The organism is Neobacillus sp. 204, from assembly GCF_046562815.1.
Lineage (GTDB): Bacteria > Bacillota > Bacilli > Bacillales > Cytobacillaceae > Neobacillus.
Map to the genome: position 1 here is coordinate 51,901 of NZ_JBJORY010000008.1, position 22,421 is coordinate 74,321.

The 22,421-nt window shown below is 38.5% G+C and carries 20 protein-coding genes and 1 pseudogene; 8 read left to right on the forward strand and 13 right to left on the reverse strand.

From position 1 onward, the window contains the following. Window positions 1-53: 53 nt before the first annotated feature. Both sigJ and ACJ004_RS17185 read right to left on the reverse strand, forming a co-directional pair. The gene (sigJ, locus tag ACJ004_RS17180; protein WP_410894371.1) at window positions 54-914 is read right to left on the reverse strand and encodes an RNA polymerase sigma factor SigJ; all 861 of its coding nucleotides are present in this window, start codon (window positions 912-914) and stop codon (window positions 54-56) included. 57 nt (window positions 915-971) lie between these two features. Further along, a complete protein-coding gene (locus ACJ004_RS17185; RefSeq protein WP_410894630.1) occupies window positions 972-2,159 on the reverse strand; it encodes an NAD(P)/FAD-dependent oxidoreductase in 1,188 nt (395 codons plus the stop codon). Window positions 2,160-3,305: 1,146 nt separating this feature from the next. On the opposite strand from ACJ004_RS17185, the gene ACJ004_RS17190 reads away from it, so the two are divergent. Together ACJ004_RS17190 and ystJ are read left to right on the forward strand one after the other, a co-directional pair. Continuing rightward, window positions 3,306-3,464: a hypothetical protein gene (locus tag ACJ004_RS17190; RefSeq protein ID WP_410894372.1), complete on the forward strand. Its 159-nt coding sequence runs from the start codon at window positions 3,306-3,308 to the stop codon at window positions 3,462-3,464. 88 nt (window positions 3,465-3,552) lie between these two features. Beyond that, on the forward strand, window positions 3,553-4,797 hold the full coding sequence (gene ystJ / locus ACJ004_RS17195; protein WP_410894373.1) for an NADP-dependent malic enzyme: 1,245 nt from the start codon (window positions 3,553-3,555) through the stop codon (window positions 4,795-4,797). A 296-nt stretch (window positions 4,798-5,093) separates the two neighbouring features. On the opposite strand, the gene ACJ004_RS17200 is transcribed toward ystJ, so the two are convergent. The 4 genes from ACJ004_RS17200 to ACJ004_RS17215 all read right to left on the reverse strand — a co-directional run bounded on the left by ACJ004_RS17200 (window position 5,094) and on the right by ACJ004_RS17215 (window position 8,580). After that, window positions 5,094-5,888, reverse strand: coding sequence for an SDR family NAD(P)-dependent oxidoreductase (locus tag ACJ004_RS17200; RefSeq protein WP_410894374.1), 795 nt, complete (start codon window positions 5,886-5,888; stop codon window positions 5,094-5,096). A 136-nt stretch (window positions 5,889-6,024) separates the two neighbouring features. Then, window positions 6,025-7,032, reverse strand: a complete 1,008-nt coding sequence (locus tag ACJ004_RS17205) for an AraC family transcriptional regulator (protein WP_410894375.1) — start codon at window positions 7,030-7,032, stop codon at window positions 6,025-6,027. Between the two features lie 405 nt (window positions 7,033-7,437). After that, the gene (locus ACJ004_RS17210; RefSeq protein WP_410894376.1) at window positions 7,438-7,908 is read right to left on the reverse strand and encodes a DinB family protein; all 471 of its coding nucleotides are present in this window, start codon (window positions 7,906-7,908) and stop codon (window positions 7,438-7,440) included. Between the two features lie 252 nt (window positions 7,909-8,160). Beyond that, window positions 8,161-8,580 carry a GNAT family N-acetyltransferase gene (locus tag ACJ004_RS17215; RefSeq protein ID WP_410894377.1) on the reverse strand — a complete coding sequence of 140 codons (420 nt, stop codon included), beginning with the start codon at window positions 8,578-8,580 and terminating at the stop codon, window positions 8,161-8,163. Between the two features lie 781 nt (window positions 8,581-9,361). Between ACJ004_RS17215 and ACJ004_RS17220 the strand changes: the two genes are divergently transcribed. Next, the gene (locus ACJ004_RS17220) at window positions 9,362-9,628 is read left to right on the forward strand and encodes a hypothetical protein (protein ID WP_410894378.1); all 267 of its coding nucleotides are present in this window, start codon (window positions 9,362-9,364) and stop codon (window positions 9,626-9,628) included. A 274-nt stretch (window positions 9,629-9,902) separates the two neighbouring features. Here the strand turns inward: ACJ004_RS17220 and ACJ004_RS17225 are convergent, their stop codons facing one another. Further along, on the reverse strand, window positions 9,903-11,057 hold the full coding sequence (locus ACJ004_RS17225) for an Ig-like domain-containing protein (protein ID WP_410894379.1): 1,155 nt from the start codon (window positions 11,055-11,057) through the stop codon (window positions 9,903-9,905). Window positions 11,058-11,336: 279 nt separating this feature from the next. Then, entirely contained in the window at window positions 11,337-11,957 is a 621-nt protein-coding gene (locus ACJ004_RS17230) for a YARHG domain-containing protein (RefSeq protein WP_410894380.1), read from the reverse strand. 595 nt (window positions 11,958-12,552) lie between these two features. Between ACJ004_RS17230 and ACJ004_RS17235 the strand changes: the two genes are divergently transcribed. Then, window positions 12,553-13,566 carry a DUF3231 family protein gene (locus tag ACJ004_RS17235; protein ID WP_410894381.1) on the forward strand — a complete coding sequence of 338 codons (1,014 nt, stop codon included), beginning with the start codon at window positions 12,553-12,555 and terminating at the stop codon, window positions 13,564-13,566. Window positions 13,567-13,625: 59 nt separating this feature from the next. Here the strand turns inward: ACJ004_RS17235 and ACJ004_RS17240 are convergent, their stop codons facing one another. Further along, window positions 13,626-13,985 (reverse strand): hypothetical protein, encoded by a 360-nt coding sequence (locus tag ACJ004_RS17240; RefSeq protein WP_410894382.1) that lies wholly within the window; start codon window positions 13,983-13,985, stop codon window positions 13,626-13,628. A gap of 45 nt (window positions 13,986-14,030) precedes the next feature. Beyond that, window positions 14,031-15,185: a hypothetical protein gene (locus tag ACJ004_RS17245; protein WP_410894383.1), complete on the reverse strand. Its 1,155-nt coding sequence runs from the start codon at window positions 15,183-15,185 to the stop codon at window positions 14,031-14,033. Window positions 15,186-15,806: 621 nt separating this feature from the next. Between ACJ004_RS17245 and bluB the strand changes: the two genes are divergently transcribed. The 3 genes from bluB to ACJ004_RS17260 all read left to right on the forward strand — a co-directional run bounded on the left by bluB (window position 15,807) and on the right by ACJ004_RS17260 (window position 18,982). Beyond that, entirely contained in the window at window positions 15,807-16,448 is a 642-nt protein-coding gene (gene bluB, locus ACJ004_RS17250) for a 5,6-dimethylbenzimidazole synthase (protein WP_410894384.1), read from the forward strand. Window positions 16,449-17,785: 1,337 nt separating this feature from the next. Then, window positions 17,786-18,019, forward strand: coding sequence for a helix-turn-helix domain-containing protein (locus ACJ004_RS17255; RefSeq protein WP_410894385.1), 234 nt, complete (start codon window positions 17,786-17,788; stop codon window positions 18,017-18,019). A gap of 459 nt (window positions 18,020-18,478) precedes the next feature. Further along, window positions 18,479-18,982, forward strand: coding sequence for a competence protein ComK (locus ACJ004_RS17260; RefSeq protein WP_410894386.1), 504 nt, complete (start codon window positions 18,479-18,481; stop codon window positions 18,980-18,982). A 198-nt stretch (window positions 18,983-19,180) separates the two neighbouring features. Here ACJ004_RS17260 and ACJ004_RS17265 read toward each other — a convergent pair whose 3' ends face one another. Continuing rightward, window positions 19,181-19,564, reverse strand: a complete 384-nt coding sequence (locus ACJ004_RS17265) for a hypothetical protein (protein ID WP_410894387.1) — start codon at window positions 19,562-19,564, stop codon at window positions 19,181-19,183. Window positions 19,565-19,766: 202 nt separating this feature from the next. Here ACJ004_RS17265 and ACJ004_RS17270 point away from each other — a divergent pair, with 202 nt between their 5' ends. Further along, the gene (locus ACJ004_RS17270; protein WP_056639975.1) at window positions 19,767-20,342 is read left to right on the forward strand and encodes a dihydrofolate reductase family protein; all 576 of its coding nucleotides are present in this window, start codon (window positions 19,767-19,769) and stop codon (window positions 20,340-20,342) included. Between the two features lie 222 nt (window positions 20,343-20,564). On the opposite strand, the pseudogene istA reads toward ACJ004_RS17270, so the two are convergent. Continuing rightward, window positions 20,565-21,126, reverse strand: a pseudogene (istA, locus tag ACJ004_RS17275) (IS21 family transposase); the annotation flags it as partial. Between the two features lie 166 nt (window positions 21,127-21,292). Continuing rightward, window positions 21,293-22,420, reverse strand: coding sequence for a non-hydrolyzing UDP-N-acetylglucosamine 2-epimerase (wecB, locus tag ACJ004_RS17280; RefSeq protein WP_410894388.1), 1,128 nt, complete (start codon window positions 22,418-22,420; stop codon window positions 21,293-21,295). Between the last annotated feature and the right edge of the window lies 1 nt (window position 22,421).

Genomic DNA, 22,421 nt, shown 5'->3' on the forward strand with positions numbered 1-22,421 from the left:
TGCAATCCACGATCATCGTTTAAACGGTATGACCCACGCCCACGTACGACTACCTAAACTCTGGTAAGCTTATCTGGGTTTCGTACGGCGTATATTCTTGCGATCTTTCCGCGGAGGGGTTGTATAAATATAGCGGCCACGATTTCGTCTCCCGCACGAAGCAATATACCAGTTTCACCGTTCAGCGGAACAATCTCAAAGTGAATCTTTTCTTGAAAATAGAACGCTGTGTCCTCGAACCCTTTGAGCAAGACTCGAGCTACACGATCACGCATTTGCACTGGATGCTTGAACGCGGTTGCTTTTCCTCCTCCGTCGGCGACGAACATGACGTCTTCGGTCAGCAGAGACAATACATGATCGACGTTACCTTCCTCGAGGGATGTGAGAAACCGGCTAACCCATTTCGATTCGACCGCTTCGGCCATGACCGTCTCCTCTTCGGATATTTCCATCTTGGTTCTTGCCCGACTCATCAGCTTGCGGCAATTCGCCTCTCGCTTGCCGAGCAGTTCAGCTATTTCGGAATAATTGAAGCCCATCGCCTCACGCAGGACGAAAACCACCCGCTCTGTCGGCGTCAACCGCTCCAACAGTACCAGCATAGCGTACGACAACAGATCGTTGCGTACAACCGTCATCTCTAGAGTAGCCTCCGGCGTCTGAATCGGTTCGGGGAGCCACGGACCGACGTAAACTTCCCTCCTCTTCCTCGCCGACTTTTGCAGATCGAGACAGCGATTGGTTACCATTTTGCACAAATACGCCTTTGGCTCCTCCAAACGTTCCGGAAGTACCTCATACGCCTTAAAAAACACATCCTGCACCACATCTTCCGCGTCTTCTACAGAGCCTGTCAACTGATAAGCCAGTGTGAACAGCAGCGCTTTATATTGATCATATAGTTCTTCCATTCGTTGTCTCTCCTTTTCCGTGCTGTTAGAAATATGGAAATCTTGGTCTCTTTGTTTCTATAGAAGCTTACTGCCTGCATCCCATGCCAGATTCCTGAATTTCCACGCAAACTTTCCTGTTATAATCATATCAATTCCCCATTTGCGTCCCCACACCAATCCTCGATTTTCCCCCAGGCCGATGCAGAAGAAATCCATCACCGATTTGTGAACCGGCGCGGGGCTGCCCTCCAGATCGGCCATCACGATTTTCCCCAGTCGATCTGCCTGTAACCCACCTTCTCCGCACCTCATCCGATCCGCCTTGCCGGTTTTCGGGTCGACGACTCTCGTACAGTCGCCAATGCTGTATACGCCCGGTGCACCTTGAACGCGATAGGATTCATCCACCAGCACTTGGCCATCAGGAGTAAGAGGCAAGCCCATAGTACGAAGGGCCGGATTCGGAATCAGACCAATCGTCCATATACATAGACCAACTGGCAGACGATCGCCATTGTTCAACGTCACCACTCCTGCTTCCTCCCGCATCACCTTGCGGTTGTAAAGCACTGTCACTCCACATTCGCTGAGTATCTGATCCAATTTGCGTCCAACTTTCTCGGGTCCTTCCATGAACAATCGTTCATGTGCACTTAGCAAATAGACAGAGATATCGGACGGATTCAGTCCTAGTGACGATGCCTCCTTCTGCATCTCAAGTGCCAGCTCGGCGGATGTCTCAATACCACTGATACCCGCCCCCGAAACTGCGACTGTCATCAGTCGCTTTCGTTCTTTCGGATTTGTCTCTCCAACAGCTTGCCGTAGATTGGCGCGCCAGCGCTCCCTGATGACTGCCGCGGTTTGCTGATCGGTTAAAGAAATGCCACCCTGATCAGGATCAGGTTGCCGAACGACGCTACCGACCGCCACGACTAAAAGGTCATAACGAATTTGAGCATTATTTCCTTGCGTATCCTCATATCGAATCTGTTTTTCCCCACTATCCACAAACGTCACCGTACCTTGCACGAATTCGACTCCTTCTGAAAACTCATAATGCATCCATGGAATCATAATATTTTCCTCGCCCACGGCCGGCCGGAACAACAGTATTTTGCGCACATGACCGGGCTGTTTGTCTAACAGAACAAACCGAATCCGCTGTCCGTTCGCCATTTGTCGGGTCTTTTCCTTTATTGCTTTGAGCGCTCCAAGCCCTACATGGCCGCCTCCGATGATTATGCATGTCAAGTCGTTCATCATTCCTCAGCTCCTTTTTTTCGTTTCGTACATATAACGATGTAAGGATCTGATTTGTGACATCGGAAATGAGCAAATGAAGCTCAAGGGGTTTCAGCTTATCACCATTTATTATTTATGCAGGATTTTATACCTCGTTAATTCATCAATGCTTTTCGGCTTCTAAAGAATCCATTACACCTTCCCATCATCAAACTTTCTAACCAAATTTTAACATTCCGAACTTCGATTTACTATCTGAATTTTCATTTTCTTATTCAAGAATCTGGCCCGATTAATAAGGAAAGACGCCTTCCCTATTACAGAAAAGCGCCCGATTGTTGAATAACATGACTATCATTTTTAAACAACTTTATTATCATGAAACACCCTGGTTTATTCGCAAGAACTTCACCGATTCATTCATAATAAAATACAATTAAAAAATAGCTTGGAAACCTCCCAAGCTACATTGCCGTTAACAGCTTCTACCTTATTCCTTTTTCAATCGTTCCTTCTCCTGTTCACAAAACATTTCGACTGTAGGTTTACTCCAATAAGGGGTACCTGCAACCTCTTACTGAGGAGTAATTTTAATTACTTTTTCAAAAAATTAAACATTTTTAATAAATAAACGCCGTCTAGGTAATATCCTCGCCCTTACAAATAACTAGCCGTTGAACAAGGATCTTCTCTTTTATTGAACCTTATGTTCGTATTACCAAGCCAATGTAATTACTCGTTTTTTATAGTCCACCCTTGTCTGTTATATTCCACCATTTTTCTCATAATCATAAAGTAATCCTTCGTAAACCCCAACATGTTTTTGTTTTAAAATAAGGCATCAGGTTGAGTAATAAATAAAAGCCGTGCTGCTTTCGTTAGGTTCTTCTGATTATAGAGAACCTTCAGTATTTCCCAATTAGGGTAATCTTACTATTTTATTCCTAATTCTTCCATATATAAGTTTTTTATATCTCATTATAATTTTTTACCATTTTATTTATTTCCATTATTGCCTTATCATTGGTCCATAGCAATTAATAATTACTTCTTCAAACCCTGGATTAGGACTTCATTAACACTAAATCATCCTTATCTTTAGGCAAATTAATAGACGTACTGTCTGCAGGACAGAAATTACTTTAAAAATCAGGAGGAATTTTTATGTGGATTATAACTCGTTTTTTAAATTCAAATATTTCCTTGTTTGAATTCGAAACTGAAGAAGAAGCAAAAGATGCTCTAAAAAACATGAAGGGCTGTAAAATTCTTTCTGAAGTTGTATACTTCAATGATCCTTGTTTTCAGCAGGAAGCAGCTTAAGATACTTGCATTCTAATGAAGGGATATTAGATTGTTCAATATAAACATATTATTTTTTACTGTTTTTTAAATTAAGGAGAGATATTGTATGTCAACTTTACGTGAAGAAGCATTAAAGATGCACAAGGAAAATCAAGGAAAGCTTGGTGTTCATTCAAAAGTTCCAGTACGCAATGCGAAAGATTTAAGTCTCGCTTATTCTCCAGGTGTAGCGGATCCATGCTTGGAAATTTATGAAGATGAAAGCAAAGCGTATGAATACACTATGAAGGGGAATCTTGTTGCCGTTGTTTCAGATGGAACAGCCGTACTCGGTCTTGGAAATATCGGCCCAAAAGCTGCCATGCCGGTCATGGAAGGAAAAGCATTGTTATTCAAAGCGTTTGCTGATGTGGATGCATTCCCGATTTGCTTAGATACCACAGATCCGGACAAGATTGTGGAGGTCGTTAAATTATTGGAACCGACTTTTGGCGGAGTGAACTTAGAAGACATCGCAGCACCGCAATGCTTTGAAATTGAAGATCGGCTACGAAAGTCTTGTAATATTCCTATTTTTCATGATGATCAGCACGGTACAGCTATTGTAACGGCTGCTGGGTTGCTCAATGCTTTGAAACTAGTTGACAAAAAAATAGAAGAGATTCGCGTTGTAGCAAACGGTGCCGGTGCTGCCGGCGTGGCGATTGTCAAGTTGCTACTGCATATGGGTGTAAAAGACATCATTTTATGTGATACAAAAGGAATCATTTATGAAGGACGCCCGTTCGGAATGAATCCATTTAAAGAGGAAATGGCTCGTATCACCAATAAAAAACAAGAACAAGGTACATTGGCAGATGCTCTTGTGGGAGCAGATGTGTTTGTGGGAGTATCAGCCCCAGGTGTTGTCACGGAAGAAATGGTTCGTTCAATGAATCATAGTTCGATCATTTTTGCTATGGCAAATCCGGTTCCTGAAATCCTGCCTGAAATAGCAATTGAAGCGGGAGCACTCGTAGTCGGAACAGGTCGTTCTGATTTTCCAAATCAGGTCAATAATGTACTAGCATTCCCTGGTATTTTCCGCGGTGCCTTGGACGTTCATGCGAAAGAAATCAACGAAGAAATGAAACTGGCAGCCGTTTATGCGATTGCCGGATTAATTGCAGATGAAGACCTTCACGCTGATTATGTGATTCCAGATCCATTTGACCGTAGAGTGGCTGCTCATGTAGCGGCAGCCGTTGCTAACGCTGCAATGGAAACGGGTGTTTCGCAAAAGCTTGTTAATGTGAAAAAAGTGAAAGAGCGCTTATTAGCGTTGACTGAAGAACAAACTGTTTTAGTATAAATCCAGTCCTAACTTATGATAACCTGAGGTCTTATATTATTCATAAAAGTATATCTTGACGAACAAGTAGAAAGCCTGTATCCAATTAGGATAAGGCTTCTTTGCTTCTTATAATAACATGTTATGTGAACTAGAGTATATTAGACATGTCTAATATGTTTCGCCCCTTTTTATTCCATTAAAGCGCCCGTTTGTGAAAAAAGAAAGGAAAGAGGAAACTCCAATTCTATAGTATTAGCGCATCCTATTGTTATACGTTTGTTAAACTTATATACAATATTTGAAATAGAAAAATGTTAAAAAATAGTCGGTACCATTCCCCCATCCATACGAATTGGAGAACCTTTAAATGTGGATGCATAAGGACTACACACAAATGTAGTTAATCTACCTATTTCAATTGGCTTGATAAATCGTTGTATTTCAGATTGAGGTAGATTTGTAGTCATAAATTCTTTCTCTTTTTCTAAAAAAGTCATATCATCATTAGGGTATATACCCTCAATTATTTGATAAACATTTTCAGAGAGGGTTGGTCCTGGCATGATTGTATTGACTGTAACTTCTGTTCCTATTGTTAATTTGGATAAGCTTTTTGACAATGATAATAGCATTGATTTTGTCATACAATACTGAGGCATTTGTCCTGAAGGCATGATTGCTTCTTCACTCGCAATAAAGATAATGCGACCATAATCATTTTTTAACATTTTAGGTAAATAAAATTTAGATAATCCATTTGCAGCAAGAACATTAGTACGGAAGTATTTTTCCCATACTTCATCGTCAATGTCCTCATATTGCATAATTTCATAAATACCCATATTGTTAACTAAAATATCAATAGTGGGGTATTTTTTAAATAAAGCTTCTCTTTGTTGAATATCGACAATATCGGCTGTAGCGTTTTGAGGAGAGGTAGCCGGGAAATCCGATTTAATTTCATTTACAATTCGTTCTACCTCTTCATAATTTCGTCCATTAATTAGTACATTGACACCTTCTTTGGCAAGTTCAATGGAAATAGCTTTACCTATACCTTTCGTTGATCCTGTAACTAAAGCTGTTTTATTGTTTAATCCCATATCCATAATACATTTCCCCATTTCATTTACCTTTTATGATTATAAAAAGTTAATATAAAAACGCTCCTACCCTTTGAGGTTATAATTAGGTAAATCTTTTTGAATATCGTGTTAAAAAATTTACTTTTAAGACAAAGTTAATTTATCGGAATTTACCTAAATATTCAGTCCGCCAATTTAAGGGAGTATCACCTTCCCAAATGCGGAAGGCGCGGTAGAACGAGTTCTGGTCTTCATATCCAATCATGAAGGCTACTTCTTTAATATCGAACGAGGGGTCTGCCAAGTACTCTTGTGCCAACTTATGTCGGACTTGTGTCAAAAGATGCTTAAAGCTCGTGCCTTCGTCAGTAAGACGTCGCTGCAAGGTGCGATCGCTCATTCCCAACTCGCTCGCGACAGTCTGAATGTCAGGGCGCCCTCCTGTTAGGCCACGTTTCATGATCCACTTGACCATTTCGGTGATTGAGCGACTGCTTTGCTGCTCATCCAACGATTTGTCTAATACGGGAGTCAGAATCTCCAGCAACTCTTCGTTGTACGAGACAAAAGGGAGGTCCAGATCTCCTCGATGTAGCGTCAACCTGTTACAATTTGCACCAATCTGGATATTGCAGCCGAAGTAAGCTTCAAGTGCCTGTATGTCTCCCATCGAGTGTGAAAATTCGACAAATCTCGCCATCAAAGGTTTACCTGTGCCTCGACGTCCAAGCTCCAAAAGAAACGCCAGAGTGATTCCAACCAACATCGGTGGACCTGGTTGCTCGGTATACAACCAATCTAGTTCAATGGTACAGTACTCAATTCCCTCGGTGATACGTAAGCTTTCAGGGGGACACAGTTGTTTGTACCGTGCCATTCGTTTTAGAGCGTTACGGTAGTCACGAGCATGGTAAGTCGCTAAGACTGGGGGTGGGTAATGCGATGTTTCAAAGACGGTCGTAAGCTTGATAATTCCTTCGGCAGTGTCATCAACGAGATCCGAATAAGCCTGCCAAATCGCGAAATATTGGTCGGTGGTGACATCTGGGTCAGTAATAATAGTGAGCGGTAGTCGTGCTTTTCGAGCCACGTCGTGGGGGGCAATCCCTAATTGATGTATGCCTGCCCAAAATCCTGCTGGGATTTTAATACGAGTATGAGACTTCATAATGGGTCCTCCTTTATCTATCTACACATTCACTAGTTTTTTGGTTGTGATTGTGTTCTGCCTAGTTAACGGGACAGATATTATATTACCTATTCAATGTAGCCCTGTAACTAGCAAAGGGCGACATTTTACTAGCCAACTACGTCAAATAACTCAGTTAGTAATAGGTACCATAATGAAGCTGCCGTTTATAAAGGAATATCCCTCAAGTTTTTATCTTGCTGATACTTTTCCCACGCTTCTGATAATAACATTATTCTTTCACTCTCCTACTGTAGGAGAGTATTAATCATATTCCTCAATAGCAGACAAAAACAAATTACCGAACCATGAGAACACTTGCAATACAAAAAAAAGGACACTTTCTTCACTCAAGGAAAGCGCCCTTTTGTTGAAAAAGCATATTTAATTCTTTACTCCTGTAAGTTCAATGACGCGCTTCATCGTTTGAATTCGTCCCAAATGGTTTGCTTCGTGTAGTAACGCCATACCGGCTAATTCTCCAAAGGTTTCAAGTCCCATAAATGGTTTTTCAAGCGTTTCATTTAACCGTTCAGCAGGAATTTGTTGAAGACGCACTAATTGATCTTTCAACTGTATAACGAGCTCACCTACGGTAGGTACATCGCCTTTCCAATCAGCCGGCTTTGTGCCGTTCCCAAATAATTCGATATAGTTTACCGGAAGATGGGCCGTTTTGTGAGGGAAGCCGAACATAAACTGTTCAGTAACCGTTAATACATGGCCGATATGCCATTGAATCGTGTTGTTAAAACAGTCTGGTTGTACATTTACTATTTCCTTCGAAACTGATTCTACATTTTTAATAAAATAACCTCTTGTCATCCCAAATTGTTTAAACACTAAGTTAGTCATTCCTTTCTCCCCTTTCAAAATATCGACACTTCCATAATATACCATGAATATAGATGGATTAGGTAACATTAAGTGTACCCTTGAAATAAAATTTGATTAACTTCACTCTTTAAACCTTGATAAAAGAGCAAAAAGAAAAAGCATGTTTTGAAATAGATTCAATTGAATCATTCTTTTATAAAAAAGTTTCATCATTTCTGTGATCTTTCTTCAATTAAAGCGCCCGTTAACTGAAGATCATTTTATAAATATTTAGAATAATTTCTTTTCTAAAAAATACTGTTTATATCCTTTTGGGTGATCTTCTACTATCCCAACAACATTATATCCAAATTTTTGATAGAAGTCTGGTGCCTGGAAGCTAAAAGAATCTAATAGTATTAGTCTGCAATTTTTTTCTCTTGCTGTTTTCTCAATATGATTTAATAACTCTTTACCGTAACCTTTACCTCTCAATGAATTGTCGACCCATAGATAATCAATATGTAAATGGTACCAGAATATCGTTCCAGTAATCCCCCCAACAATTTTTCTATCCTCATTTCTAAGTATATAGCTAACATTCAATGATGGTTGTTTTACTTCATCAGGTAGTATTAAAAGGTTATATTCAATTACCTTTTTTCGAATATAATCACTATCTTCTTGATTCCACTGTTTAGTTATTTGCATATTTCTCCTCCTTTTTAGAACTCATAATCTATCTCATAATTTCGCTAAATACTCTGTTCAGACATTAAAAAATTCGCTTCAAATTCCGTTTTTCCTCTTCAATTAACCTTACATCAATTAAATAACTTAGAGCTTCGTTGCACTTACTATAACTCTTCTCTTATTCAAGAATATGGCCCGATTGCGGAAGACTGATCTAATGGAAAAACCATTAAATTTGAATAGCAGGTATAACATTTTGATTCTAAAAAATATGGTTTTTTTATCTTTGATCATCCAAAAGATATGGAATGGTAAACAATCTGTCATTCAGTGGTACACTTTCTGTTATTTAGTGGTAAAAACTATGTCCGGGATGGTACATTTTGTTGGCTGTAATCACCCCCAAGATATTTCCACCAGATCATCAGAAAGTCCCAATAGATCTTCCTGATTTCCTATTTACTTACATTATACAAAGTAGCAAAATAATCGTTTTGGGTCTCTTGTGTCAACAACCGATTAAATTTCCCCAATTTCAACGATAAAAAGCAAAATCGCCTGCAAATATCATTTTTGAAGCCTTTTTTTGACGTTTCGCTCTAAAAATGCCTGCAAAAATGAAAAAGTGGAATTCGATTTACTCCGCCGAACCCATATCATAAAAGTGCCGTGAATGTGGGCTACAGATTAGCAATGGAAGGGTGTCATAAAATGGCGGATATCAAATCGGGTAATATCGGAAGGATTTAAGAAGTTCTCTCAATTCACTTCCCTTGAGGAATTTAATCATCATATGGAGATGTGGTTAGTAGAACACAAGCATGATTTTTCTAAAGGAGAATTGGTCGGATTAAAAAGGCTGGTGCGGTTTGCAGCCAAGCTCCCTGGGGTATGCAATGCGAAGATCGGGACGATCCTAAAGCCGATTCATGAACAATACCATGATCACGGCATTTCACGGTCTATATTTAAACGAACGATTTTGAAGTCAAAGGAATTGGGGATCATCACGATCTTTGAAACCGAACGAAAACGGTTCGCAGTCCAGCAACTTATACCAGTTTAATCGTTTTCCACCAAATGAACCGCCCAAAGTGGAAAAAACGAACCATCCTAAAGAAACTAGTAATCTTTTAAAAACTAACAATCAAAAGATAAATAAACGTTATGAAGAACCGTCAACATTAGATTATACCTATGTTAGTAGCCGAGTCCCGCAGCCTTTTGTCCAACTGGTAAAATGCTTTTTCTTCGTTGCAAAAACTATTGAACTATCAAATATCGGGGCGTGACAGGCACAGAGAAAGCCAAGGAATTAATCCTTGACTCATTTATTAGATTTAATGTTTTACAACTTTAATCGTTCTCTTTTGACTTTTATTACCTGCCTTATCCTTTGCAGTTACAGCAAGTGTAGTTCCTTTTTTCTGTGCTTTTATCTTTACTGAGTAGTTCCCTTTTGAATCAGCATTAGCTGAACCAAGGGTTTTACTTCCTACTTTCACAGTAACTCTTGAGTCCGCCTCAGCCTTCCCTGTTACCTTTCTATCGTTGTCATCTACTTTATTAATAGTTGGCTTTCTCGGCGCAATTACATCTGCAACAGTTACTGTCGCACTTGCACTCACATTTCCAGCGCTATCTTTAGCTGTGATTGCTAACTTTGTGCCTGCTTTTTGAACAGCTATCTTTACTGAGAAAACTCCATTAGACGCTGCATTGGCAGCTGCTAGTACTATATTACCACTTTTGACAATAACGGTAGATCCAGGTTCAGCCTTTCCAGTTATAACTGTATCATTATTATCAACCTTGTTTACACTCGGCCTATTTGGCGCAACATTGTCTTCAAAATAAGTTCCGATAACATATAGATCTGATTCTGTATTATCGTCATAGAAGTCGTTATCATTGTCTAAAACACCGATGTAGTATGTACCACCTTTAGCTTGGTACGCTTGGTATTCAAACCCGTCCTCCTCATATTCAGAGCCTAAATATACTAATTTATCATTCTCAACAAAATCCTTTTGCACGACAGCGAATCCTAGATCAATAGCACTTGTGTTAGTGCCTCCAGCTACTAATAAAATTCCATCCCTAGGCACGACTACTTTATGAATATCTATATCATACAAAGGAAGTAATTGACCAATTGTTGGTTTTTCATATGAAGTAACATTTGCAAAATCAAATTCATCGTTGTACTCCGTTTCAAACAAATAATCTTCTTCACTACTAGATATACTACTACTCGCAGCACCCATTTTATTAAAACTTTTTGCTGAATAAGATTGAGAACCTTTTACTTCTTTTTCAAGTTGATTTAACGTATGAGAATCAATGATACCTTGTTGGAGTGGCTTTTCAACATGACGTTCAATTAATTTCTTTGATAATTCATACTCATTTCCTTCCGCCTTAACAATGCCCACAGACAAAGGTGAAACTAATAACCCTGCTGTAACCAATGATAAAATCCCTTTATTACGCACGCTATCCCTCCTTTATATTCGTTATAAAGAACCACTTGTTATACCTATACTACTACATACGTCCCGGCACGACCATAAGTTTCTATAGGCATTTTTCTACAAAAAATATATTATTAAAGACTATGGATTATAAGGATATATAATAAAATAGGAGAAGTGCTCTAACACTTCTCCATGCAACTGCTATCGTCAAGGTGGTGGTTGTCAATGTTAGTTATTTGTGCGAACCACCCTTTTGCTTGTTGTTTGCTACGGCGCGGGTATTTACGATAATTTTCACTAAAGACTGTCTTCTCTCGCCTTTATGAAATTTACATTTTCTTTTTCTACTTCATTTAAAGAGCCATCAAAGGAATGGTCTGGATGATACCACGATTTACTCGAAAAATATTTTTGCAAATCCTGAGATTTAAAGATAAACCCATGACGCGCGTAGATCTCATTTCTGGCTAAACGCAGCTGCCTTTTTGTAAAATTAGCAATGTCTTCTTCACTCATCACCCTTTTATCACTTGCAGGCAAAATATGATCTGAAGAGGAAAGATTTGAACTTTCATGACTTTCATCTTCAGTTGAATGGTGATCATAACTAGATTGATCTATATTTTCTACATCTTTATCTTTTGATTGATCAATTGTTTTTGTAGCCGCTAAATTCGATTTTGGTTCAGGCTTATTAAAATCTTTAACCATTAAGGTAACGCTTATAACAAGCAGCAAACCTATAATCGATCCGACTCCAACTAATAATCTCGTTTTTGAACGACTTTTCTTTTTTTCAATCCGCGTATTTAGAATTGAGGGCATGTTCTTATTATCTTTTGCAACCTTCGAACCGCAGTATGTACAGAATTTACTAGACTCATATAATTTTTCACCACAATTTGTGCATAAATCCATTTAAACATTCCCTTTCTATTGAATATTCCTTAGTAAAGGACATTCAAAAATTCTATACTTGCAATCATACACATTATAGAACAAAAAGAGGATGTAATTATTTCAAACAGATTATTCTGATGTGACAGCAGCATTTCATTTCAATAGGCTCTTTTAATTAACTTTATTGCTGTGTCAGAACCTGTGGCCCATTCGGACAGCTTTGATTAATCCAATGCCAATCGCGCTCGAATCTGATTCCTTTCGGTAGAACTTAATGAATAAATTGGTTCGAAAAACAACAATCTTTTTTCCATCCTATTAAGTAACAGATCTGCCCCATAGTCACCGCTGGCATTCGTTACTTTTACCCCATACATGAATGCAGGGGCTTGTGGTTGTTTATTTTTGTCAGAATGAAAGAATGAGCTCGTTCAATCTGAACTGATGCAAAGTTCACAAAAAAACGCCAAGAAGACGGTTAAGATGGATAGATTAAGTTGAGTGGGGGTCTGACCCTACTGGCCCGGGATTAAGGTAAAATAAGTAAATTTCTTTAGGATATTGTAATATTTTTAGAGCAAAATAAAGAAGAAAAACATAGGAGGAATGCATTATGCCTGAGAGACCTGCTATTACGTCATCCGAACTTGGTGTTCTATGGCTTACATACCAAGAGAAAACGATGATTTTGCGAATGTTAGAATACTTTATTGAAAAAGCTGACGACGAAAAAGCAAAAAAAATCATGACTGATTTATACACTGAAATAGACATATATATTGGCAAAATAACAAACATTTTCAAAAGTGAAGGAGCTGTAATCCCAATCGGGTTTACTTCTGAAGATGTAAATAAAGATGTTCCAAAGCTATATGATAATGGTTTTGACATCATGTTTGTTCGCTTACTAAAAGAAATTAGTATGGGATTACATACGCTAAATATAAACATGTCATATCGTGAAGATATTGTCATGCTTTTCAAAGAACTTACCGCAATTACCCAAGCATATTACAATGCTTGCACACAGTATTTGATAGAAAAAGGGATGATTGCTCGGTCTCCTTATGTTTCTATGCCCAAATCGACTGAATTTGTAAAAGAAACAGACTATTTGGCTGGAATGAATCCATTTACTAAAATAGGTAACAAAAGAACATTAAATACAATAGAAGTTGCTTATGTTTACCATGGGATCGAAGTAAATTTTACTGGGTTACAAATGATTACTGGTTTTGCCCAATGTGCCAATAATTCTGAAGTAAAGAAATTTTTTGCACAAGGAGTAGAACTCGCCAAAAGTATTGTTAAAGAGATGAGTGAAATATTTCTCGAAGATGGTATTCGAGTACCTGCTTCTTCGGGCGGAAATGCGACGCGTTCAACAGTTGCTCCGTTTTCTGATAAGCTCATGATGTATTGTACCAGTATGCTTTGCAGTTTTTCTATGGGGGGCAATGCCGTAGGAACTGCTTTTAGTTTACGGAATGACTTGGCAGCAAAAATGACTGTTTTCACGAAAGATATTTTCGAATATGCCCATAAAGGGGCAAAGATAATGATTAAGAATGGATGGATGGAAGAACCGCCTCAGATGGAAGAACGAAAGGCAATAATTAAAGAATAAAAAGTCCTAAGCACTTGTGCTCGAAAATTTTCACAAGTGCTTTTCCATTACCTTTTACGCTAATGAGTAAGTATAGATTGATAAAACCATTCCTTTGATGGCGCTGCACTATGGGTCTCATATGAAAAGACGGAAGTTCTTCCATAATCTGTGGTTTCGCAAAATTCGAATGGATGGAAAAGCCACGAATTGCCCATGACCGTCATGCAAATAGTTAGTAAGAATAACATCTGAATCCCTTCTTCAACTACAAAGGCAGTTAACACAATAAGGAATAAAATTAAAGAGCCTAAAATATGCAAGCTTTTATACACTGTTTTATTCAGTGGCAACTTCATTTTATATCTATCTAAAAGTCTAACAATCTTCGACAAAATCCGAGGCGTGACAGGCACTAGAACTCTTCTCTTCTCTATCATCTTTAACGGGTAAACTTTAGCTGAGTGGGGGTCTGACCTCTGAATTTAAAATAGGAACTTTCCCACACCGATTAGACTACTAATAATTCCCATTCCATTCATGGTGCCTTTTCCCGCTTTAAGTAAGCTTCCAAGCATTCCCGGCTGACCATTACCATTGTTATTCCCCCATCCCAGGGGATTTACATGTCCGCCCCAGCCTGCAGGGTTTCCAAAACCGCCCCACTTCGCCTGCTGCCCACTGGCGTTAAAGCCAAAAGGATTGACGGACGGCGGCAGCCAAGCGGCGAGAGGTCCTTGTGCGAACATCCCCGCATGATTGACCGGCTGCGCCCAAGGGAAGGGCTGTTTTTGGAAATTGTAACCCGCATGGCTGGCTGATGGAGCCCAACCTAGAGGCTGTCCTTGTGCGAACATCCCTGCATGGTTAATCGGCTGCGCCCAAGGAGTGGACTGTCCTTGAGAAATAAAACCTGGATGTTCGGGAAACTGCGGCCAGTTGGTAGGCTCTTTATGTGACTCCCAAACGTTAGGAGCGACAGGCGGCAACCAATTTCCTTTGTGTCCTTGAGACATGAAACCCGGATGTTTGGGAAGCTTCGGCAAGTTGGCAGGCTGCTCTTGTGACTCCCAATCGTTAGGATTGGCCGGCAGCAGCCAATTTCCTTTTTGTTCTTGGGACATAACATCCGGATGTTCGGGGAGCTGCGGCCAATTGTCAGGCTGTTCATGTGACTCCCAATCGTCATGATTGACCGGCGGCACCCAATTTCCGAGTTGTTTTTGAGACGTGGAACCCTCATGGTCAGCCGGTTGCGGCCAGTTGGTTGGCTGCATCTTCGCCTCCCAATCGTCATGATCCACCAACGGCACCGAATTCCCGTTGTGTCCATGGGGTGAAAAGCCCTTATTGTCAGCCAGTGTTGTCCAACTGGAAGAAGGTTCTTGTACTGTCAAACTCACCTGGCGGGCGGAAGAAGTCCAATTAGCAGGCAGTTCCATACAATCAAAACCCTTTAAACCCCCGGGACTCTTCCACCCAGCAGGATAGACTCGACCACTCAAACCCTCGGGAATCCCAAGACCATTTATTCCTCCAAGATTGGGTAACTGGGTCTGTGATGAATATAATGGTACTGAAAATTGGTTATTATATAGCTTCCCGCTCCCCTTTGAATTCACATACCAATACTGGTGCATAGCTTATTCTCCTCATTTTAAAAACGTAATGTTAGACTTAACCTATGTAATATTCCTTTTTGTGGCTGGTTTAATAACTAGATCTACAAGCCCATATTTAAAAGAATGGGTGTATGGCTATAAAAAACCAATTTTTTTTAAAGAAAGCTGCTCTATAATCTGGCCCGTTTGCAAAATACTGGTCTTATTGAAAATCTATTGCTTTTTGTTTCTCAAAACTATGTTTTTTATCTTTTATCACCAGAAGGTTTGAAGTGGTAAATAGTCTGTCATTCTTTGGTACACTTTTTGTTATTCAGTGGTAAAAACTATGTCAAGGATGGTACATTTCATTAGCTGTAATCATTTTTGGTATCTAAAATCGATGAAATATCGATATTATGGCTTATGAGAAGATCATTATTTAGATATGAATGATTAGAATATATTAGTTCAGGTCATAGTCTGTAAATACTATTAAACAGTTTTTGAAATGATGATAAGAAGCTGCGAAGCGTCTTGATATCGTCCCCGATATAAAAGTTATGGCTCTTTTTCTTTTTTCACTAACTTAAGCAGGATAGTAAAAAATGATATAAGATTAAAATAGATATTAAAGTAAAGTAGAGGGTGATAAATTTTATGTTTACTAATGAAGAAAGAGATTCTATTTATAAAGTTATTTATAACAGGAGAGATATTCGAAGCTTTTTGTCAACGCCTATCCCAGAAAACATGATACATAAAATATTAAATGCAGCCCATCATGCCCCTTCAGTAGGATTTATGCAACCTTGGAACTTTATTTTAATTTCCTCTAATGAAGTTAAAGAAAAATTAGCTTGGGCAGCAGATAAGGAAAGACAAGCATTAGCTATTCATTATGATGGGGAAAAGGAAACGAAGTTCCTTGGTTTAAAAGTTGCAGGATTAAAAGAAGCTCCTATAACTATTTGTGTAACATGTGACCCTTCAAGAGGAGGTTCACATGTATTAGGACGAAATTCAATTCCTGAGACAGACATTTTATCAACAGCATGTGCTATTCAAAATATGTGGTTAGCAGCTTGTGCTGAAGGACTTGCGATGGGGTGGGTAAGTTTTTATAAGAAGAATGATATCCGAGACATTTTAGAAATACCACCACATATTGATCCTATTGCTCTTATCTCTATTGGTTATACTAATGATTATCCAGATAAACCTATTTTAGAATTAGCTAATTGGGAAAAAAGGCGTTCTTTAGAACATCTTATTTTTAAAGATAAATGGGAAAGAAATTAATTAATTTTAAAGATTGAGACCATGTTTTAGTTATTCCATTATAGGGTGCTTATCTATAGTATGTTTTTCTACTGTGTTTAACGTATGTAATGATACAAAAACGATCAGATTTGTAACTTTGTGGAAACATTATATACAGTTATTTTTTATAGTATTCAACGTATTCAATGGTATGGAAAATGGACTTGGGTAACTGGAGAAAGAAACAACCTTGAAATTTAGTGTGGAAGTGTACTTCTTCCAGACTAAACTTCAAGGACAGTAAGCGAAAGCGCGGTAGGTGTGATAGATAGGCTCGTTGCCTGATGGAAAAACTGCTACAGCCTTCAGGATCAATTGTACCCACAGGGGGCTCAAGTAAAGCCCTGAAAAAGTGTATCTATGACTACATGTAATCAACGATAAAAGGTGCATTCTTTCAACTTTTTGAGCTGGATACTATAGATAAGCGCCCGTTTGTGGAAAATCATAAGCCTAATTCCTCGCTAAAAATACAATGGGATTAGGCTTTTTTATCTTTCAAAATTCTTAACGTTGTTAATTCGGATTCCTGACGTTACCCATTGGTAAATGCATTGGCGATAAGTGGTAAATCTAGTGGCAATCGCTGGTAACAAACATAACAGAAATGGTACATTCTTATGGCTGTAATCAGACAAAATCCGGGGCGTGACAATTTCGCGAATAATTCTACCTTTCACCACTATAATTTATTAGGAAATAAAAAAAAGAGTATCTTGCCATCAAGGATCTATATGAATTGATTGCAGCATTCGATGGATAATGAACTCAGCTGCCAAGCAAGAATGAAAATTACATATCTGTAAAACAAAATTTTTCGTGCCGTGACAGTGCATTGCGCCCTTAAAAACGATTTGAAGAAACTCCTATATAAAAAGTACTCTATAAAGTTAAAAAAAGTAAAAGCATTGGCTGCTCTTACTTTTTTATAAACGACTTTGTTATTCATAATTTATTGACAGGCGAGTAAGGCAGCACCGACCACGCCGATTACAAATAATGTAGAATTATCTAGTTGATGCAATTGACACTCTTTTTTTGCTTGATTCTCAAAATCTACAAATCTCGACATACATCGGGCGGTGACAGGCACAGGCACTGGTATTTAATTCCTAATAGTAACCAAAAAAAATTCCTCCAGTTAACGGAGTGCATAGTCCAATAAGATTATGCAGATACAAAAAGTGACAAAAAATGTAATTATATCAATATCCCGCTCAATGAAACCAAAATGAGACGCATAAGCGTTCCACTTTGGTTTTTTTTATATGTTAATTTTTCCTTAGAGTCCATTTTAGGCAGGTGAGTCAGGAGCTATGGGGAAAAAAGTTAAAATGATGATTTTTGAATTAATTGATGAAAGAAATATCTCCATGAGAGAATTATCCCGCCTGACAAGTGTTCGCCCTGCAGCTCTCAATCAATTAGCTAATCAAAAGCGGAAAAATATTAACTTTGGCCATATTGAGAAGATTGCTGAAGCGCTTAATTTGGATGATATTAGTAAAATAATAACCTTGATAGATACTGATGAGGAAAGGGATGATTAAAGAGTACCCTTTCCATAAAAAACCCTTATCAGTTCCTAGTTGTTACAAATCTCTTTTACATAATAATACTCATACAAGGTTTCCTACCTTATGACTACTCAAGTGCTATTTACCTCTATGACCACTCCCCTTCTTGATACCTCATTTGTGTATCACGTCATAAATCATTAATCGGTAATGTGAAACCTCAAAAGACATATAGGAACTATTCCACAAAATTAAATCGTCATCAACAATGTAATCGCTTTAATGAAATAGCGCTATGATTATTAAGGTAGCAGCTTATTTCTTTAAATATCATCATATCTTTTCGATAAAAATACGCGGATATGATGTGAAAAGTCCTACAAATACTAAAGGAAGGGAGATTCATCGAGAAGTAGAGAATTGATAACAAGTTAATCGGGAAGAACTTATTAACTGGTACTCAGTTAAATATATTTATAGGGAGTTGAAGTCTTGTTAATAGAAAAAGATTATCTTATCAATCCGCATTTTATGTATATGGCAGGCATTTATGATCGAAATGCGGAGCTTTGCACACTTGTAACGGAACTGAATAGAACTTTCATCATAGACAAAGCACCTCTAGAAATTTTAAATGATAGTATCAGATGTATTGGTTTTAATCTTCGGGGTGCCATCGAAACATCCAGATGGCTCCTGGGAAATAAAAATATGTGTCCGATCATGGTTAATCCTGTCCATAGAATTTGTGTTTTCCTGGATAAATCTTCCAAACATAACGATACAAAATGGTTTAATCCTATACATATCACAAGAACGAATAGTATCAATCAGCAAACAAATGTAGAATTTACAAACGGACAGACCATCACAGTCCCAATGAAACTTTATTCTTTCAACCATAAACTGCAAACTGCAGAACAATTTAGAAATATGGTCGTTCGAATGGAAAATAACTCTTATATGTTTGAGAAAGATCCTAGAAAAGGGGCATGATTTTACCTTCCTAGCAAGGAAAAACAGTATAAAGCTCAAGAATTAAAGTATTAAAAGACCTAACCAGGCCACGCTGAAGAGCGTGGTTTTTCTATCTTCATCATATTTTCAGAGTGACACCTCTATCTATCTAAAAACCTATCAATCTTCGACAAATTCCGGGGCGTGACAGGCACTAGAACTCATGAACCGCTGTGCTCAGCCGCAGCGATCAATGCAGCTTCTTCTTTGTCTGTCATCTGTCTTGGGCTTACCTTTTCCTCCGGAACCAATTTGACCGGCTTCGAAGGGTCGCGGCGAATCCTGGATTCCGACCGGGTTATAAGCCGTCGGTTTCAATTCCATTACTTTTTGGGCAGCTTCCCGGTATCGTGTTAATGTTGGAGTAGCCACATCTTCAATTTGATATATGACCTCTATCTCTTGGTGGTCGGCTGTCTCAAACCAGCCTATGAAATGTTTCAAGTCACTTGCATACTCTTTCAGTGTTTTGGGATTCAAATCTTCGTGGGTGCTAAGAGCTTGAATGAAGTCCTGAATCGTCTGCTCGCCCTGTTCCGAAATTCCGGTCGCCTCTCTCATTAGCAAAGCCTCCAAATCTTGATTTACATTAGCGGACACGGTATTCTTATCTTAACCGAACATTAGTGGACATCAAGTATATGCTTTGAAAATACCTAACGACCCCTAATATTAATTAGCGGGAAACAACCCAAGTTGAATTATGCTAAAATGTAGTTAATGTATAATGTAGATATCCCTCATGAACAAAGGAGAACTGAAAATGAGAAAACTCGTTCTATTTCTGCACGCATCGCTTGACGGTTTTGTAGAAGGGCCGAACGGTGAAATGGACATTGGCTGGGTTTCCTACGATGCTGATTTGGAGAAACACGCGAAAGAAATTCTGAGTACTGCCGACACTGTCATTTGGGGACGTGGGACTTATCAAATGATGCACAGTTACTGGCCATCTGTGCCTTCGAACCCATCAGCTTCGCAGCATGAACGGAATCATGCCGAGTGGATCGAAAAGACAGCCAAAATCGTTTTTTCCACGACGCTGGAGAAAGTCGAATGGAACAATTCCAGACTGGTGAAAGAAGATGTCGAGGAAGAGATCAAGAACCTCAAACAGCAGCCAGGCAAGGATATGGTCATCCTCGGCAGTCCTAGGTTCGCACACTATCTTATGCAGCTTGATTTAATAGATGAGTATAAAATTACGGTTTCTCCCGTCCTGATCGGCAGCGGGTTGCCGTTATTCCAAGGTCTCAAGGAGAAGATCAATCTTAAACTTATCGAAAACAAGACATTTGATTCTGGAGCCATAGGCCTCGTTTACCAGACGGTTAGATGACCTTGTCTCCTAAAGTAGATTACGCTAACGGATTACGTTAGCACAATAAAAGCAGCGGCAGTCTAGGTCTTTCGAGTTCCTAGTCCGTCACTGCTTTTTTTACGAGTCAGTCTAATTCAGTTTGTCGGGTGATCGTGTCGTTTGAGCTTAGAGTAAGGAGAAACGCTAAGTCGGACGCAATTCAGGATTTAGCGTATATTTTCGTTAAAATGTTGGCGGTACCTCATAAAGAATTTGGGTTGGAACGCCATTAAAATACGAGAAAGCATTCATGTGGCACTTCATCAGTTGTTCCATGTTCATAGTTGTTGTAATTTCCATCTATTTCATTCTTGAATATCCAAGGACGATGACGAATACATAAAGTTTTTGTTTCTTACCGTCAATCTCGTGTTCTCCTAATTCACCCCAATCCATTTGAGCTTGTTTACCTGGAGGAGTTTCAAAACGGATACTTGACTGCTTATTAGGTTTTTCACGAAAGGGACTAATAAACTCCCTTAGTATTGTCATCTGGCCATCATAGCCCCTTGCCTGTATCTCTTCTAACAAAACTACACAATTTGTGGTTCCTTCTTTAAGTCTCTTTAACAAATACTCTTTATATTCATCTAATTTACTTCCTTTACTTTTTTTATCCCCCTTTTTTTTAGGAAGTTGATTCTGATTTATGTACTTCCTAATGGTCTTTCTATCAAACCCTGTTACTTCTCAAGATTGCAGTTTGAGTCCATCCTTTTTGGTGTAACTCTCTGATCATAAAAAATTCCCCATCCTTTAACATCCTGTCTTTCCACTCAAAAAATTTTGATGTATCGAGACAGCTGAGTGGGGGTCTGACCCTAAAATTTAGCCATAAAAAAAATGCACCCCTCATTGTTAGAATGTGTATCTAACAATGAGGGTGCAGTTCATTAAAGAGCTTGGTTTTTATTTTAACTACACTTTACCTAATGCTTACCCCATACAGTTCTATTCACATAGTCAGTATACGATAAAATTATCCTAAGAACTTTATCTGACACATTCGGCATACTATAATCTGCAACACTTCTTAAGGTATCAGTCTCTTGTGTCTCTAGTACTTCTAAACCTTGTAATATTCTATCTTTTTCTAATCCAACCATCATTACTGATGCTTCTTCCATTGCCTCTGGTCTTTCATGGGCTTGTCTTATATTAAGTGCTCTAAATCCAAGTATAGACGATTCTTCACTTATTGTTCCACTATCACTCAGGACTGCTTTTGCTTTCATTTGTAATTTTACATATTCAGAAAATCCAAGTGGCTTCATTAAATTTATATAAGGATTAAAGACAACACCTTTTTCATCTATCATTTTTCTAGTTCGAGGGTGAGTACTCACAATAACTGGCATTTCATATTTTTCTGCAATAGCATTTAGACTTGTAACTAAGTTTAGGAAGTTAACATCTGAATTAATATTTTCTTCTCGATGTGCAGAAATAACGAAGTATTTTCCTTCTATTAATCCAAGCTTTTCTAATACATCTGACTTTTCAATGTCTTCTTTTTTTGAATTAATGACTTCAAACATCGGACTTCCAGTTTTGATTATTCTATCAGCGGAGAGTCCTTCTCTAAGTAAATACTCTCTAGCTATATCACTATAAGTTAGGTTAATATCTGATATGTGGTCAACTATTTTCCTATTGGTCTCTTCTGGGACTCTTTGATCAAAGCATCTATTTCCTGCTTCCATGTGGAAAATAGGTATATGTCTTTTTTTAGCTACTAATGCACATAAACAGCTATTAGTGTCCCCAAGAACCAAGAAAGCATCCGGTTTTACTTCTTCCATAATTGGATCGATTTTAATAAGGATATTACCAATAGTTTCAACTGCTGTTCCAACAGCAGCGTTTAAGAAATAATCAGGTTTTTTGAGATTAAAGTCATTGAAAAAAACTTCATTTAGCTCATAGTCATAATTTTGGCCTGTATGCACTAAAATATGTTCTATTGCTTCTGATTGTTCTAGTTTATTAATAACAGCAGCTAATCTTATAATTTCCGGTCTGGTTCCTACCACTGTCATTACTTTAAGTTTATTCATC

What these genes read in the sequence shown, in the direction of transcription:
- ystJ (WP_410894373.1), top strand. Translation starts at nt 3,553, where the DNA reads ATGTCAACTTTACGTGAAGAAGCATTAAAGATGCACAAGGAAAATCAA.
- ACJ004_RS17215 (WP_410894377.1), bottom strand. Translation starts at nt 8,580, where the DNA reads ATGCAAATAACTAAACAGTGGAATCAAGAAGATAGTGATTATATTCGA.
- ACJ004_RS17235 (WP_410894381.1), top strand. Translation starts at nt 12,553, where the DNA reads ATGCCTGAGAGACCTGCTATTACGTCATCCGAACTTGGTGTTCTATGG.
- ACJ004_RS17255 (WP_410894385.1), top strand. Translation starts at nt 17,786, where the DNA reads ATGGGGAAAAAAGTTAAAATGATGATTTTTGAATTAATTGATGAAAGA.
- ACJ004_RS17210 (WP_410894376.1), bottom strand. Translation starts at nt 7,908, where the DNA reads ATGACTAACTTAGTGTTTAAACAATTTGGGATGACAAGAGGTTATTTT.
- ACJ004_RS17205 (WP_410894375.1), bottom strand. Translation starts at nt 7,032, where the DNA reads ATGAAGTCTCATACTCGTATTAAAATCCCAGCAGGATTTTGGGCAGGC.
- ACJ004_RS17270 (WP_056639975.1), top strand. Translation starts at nt 19,767, where the DNA reads ATGAGAAAACTCGTTCTATTTCTGCACGCATCGCTTGACGGTTTTGTA.
- ACJ004_RS17230 (WP_410894380.1), bottom strand. Translation starts at nt 11,957, where the DNA reads ATGGATTTATGCACAAATTGTGGTGAAAAATTATATGAGTCTAGTAAA.
- wecB (WP_410894388.1), bottom strand. Translation starts at nt 22,420, where the DNA reads ATGAATAAACTTAAAGTAATGACAGTGGTAGGAACCAGACCGGAAATT.
- ACJ004_RS17190 (WP_410894372.1), top strand. Translation starts at nt 3,306, where the DNA reads ATGTGGATTATAACTCGTTTTTTAAATTCAAATATTTCCTTGTTTGAA.
- ACJ004_RS17245 (WP_410894383.1), bottom strand. Translation starts at nt 15,185, where the DNA reads ATGCACCAGTATTGGTATGTGAATTCAAAGGGGAGCGGGAAGCTATAT.
- ACJ004_RS17200 (WP_410894374.1), bottom strand. Translation starts at nt 5,888, where the DNA reads ATGGATATGGGATTAAACAATAAAACAGCTTTAGTTACAGGATCAACG.
- ACJ004_RS17185 (WP_410894630.1), bottom strand. Translation starts at nt 2,159, where the DNA reads ATGAACGACTTGACATGCATAATCATCGGAGGCGGCCATGTAGGGCTT.
- bluB (WP_410894384.1), top strand. Translation starts at nt 15,807, where the DNA reads ATGTTTACTAATGAAGAAAGAGATTCTATTTATAAAGTTATTTATAAC.
- ACJ004_RS17265 (WP_410894387.1), bottom strand. Translation starts at nt 19,564, where the DNA reads ATGAGAGAGGCGACCGGAATTTCGGAACAGGGCGAGCAGACGATTCAG.
- sigJ (WP_410894371.1), bottom strand. Translation starts at nt 914, where the DNA reads ATGGAAGAACTATATGATCAATATAAAGCGCTGCTGTTCACACTGGCT.
- ACJ004_RS17240 (WP_410894382.1), bottom strand. Translation starts at nt 13,985, where the DNA reads ATGATAGAGAAGAGAAGAGTTCTAGTGCCTGTCACGCCTCGGATTTTG.
- ACJ004_RS17220 (WP_410894378.1), top strand. Translation starts at nt 9,362, where the DNA reads ATGTGGTTAGTAGAACACAAGCATGATTTTTCTAAAGGAGAATTGGTC.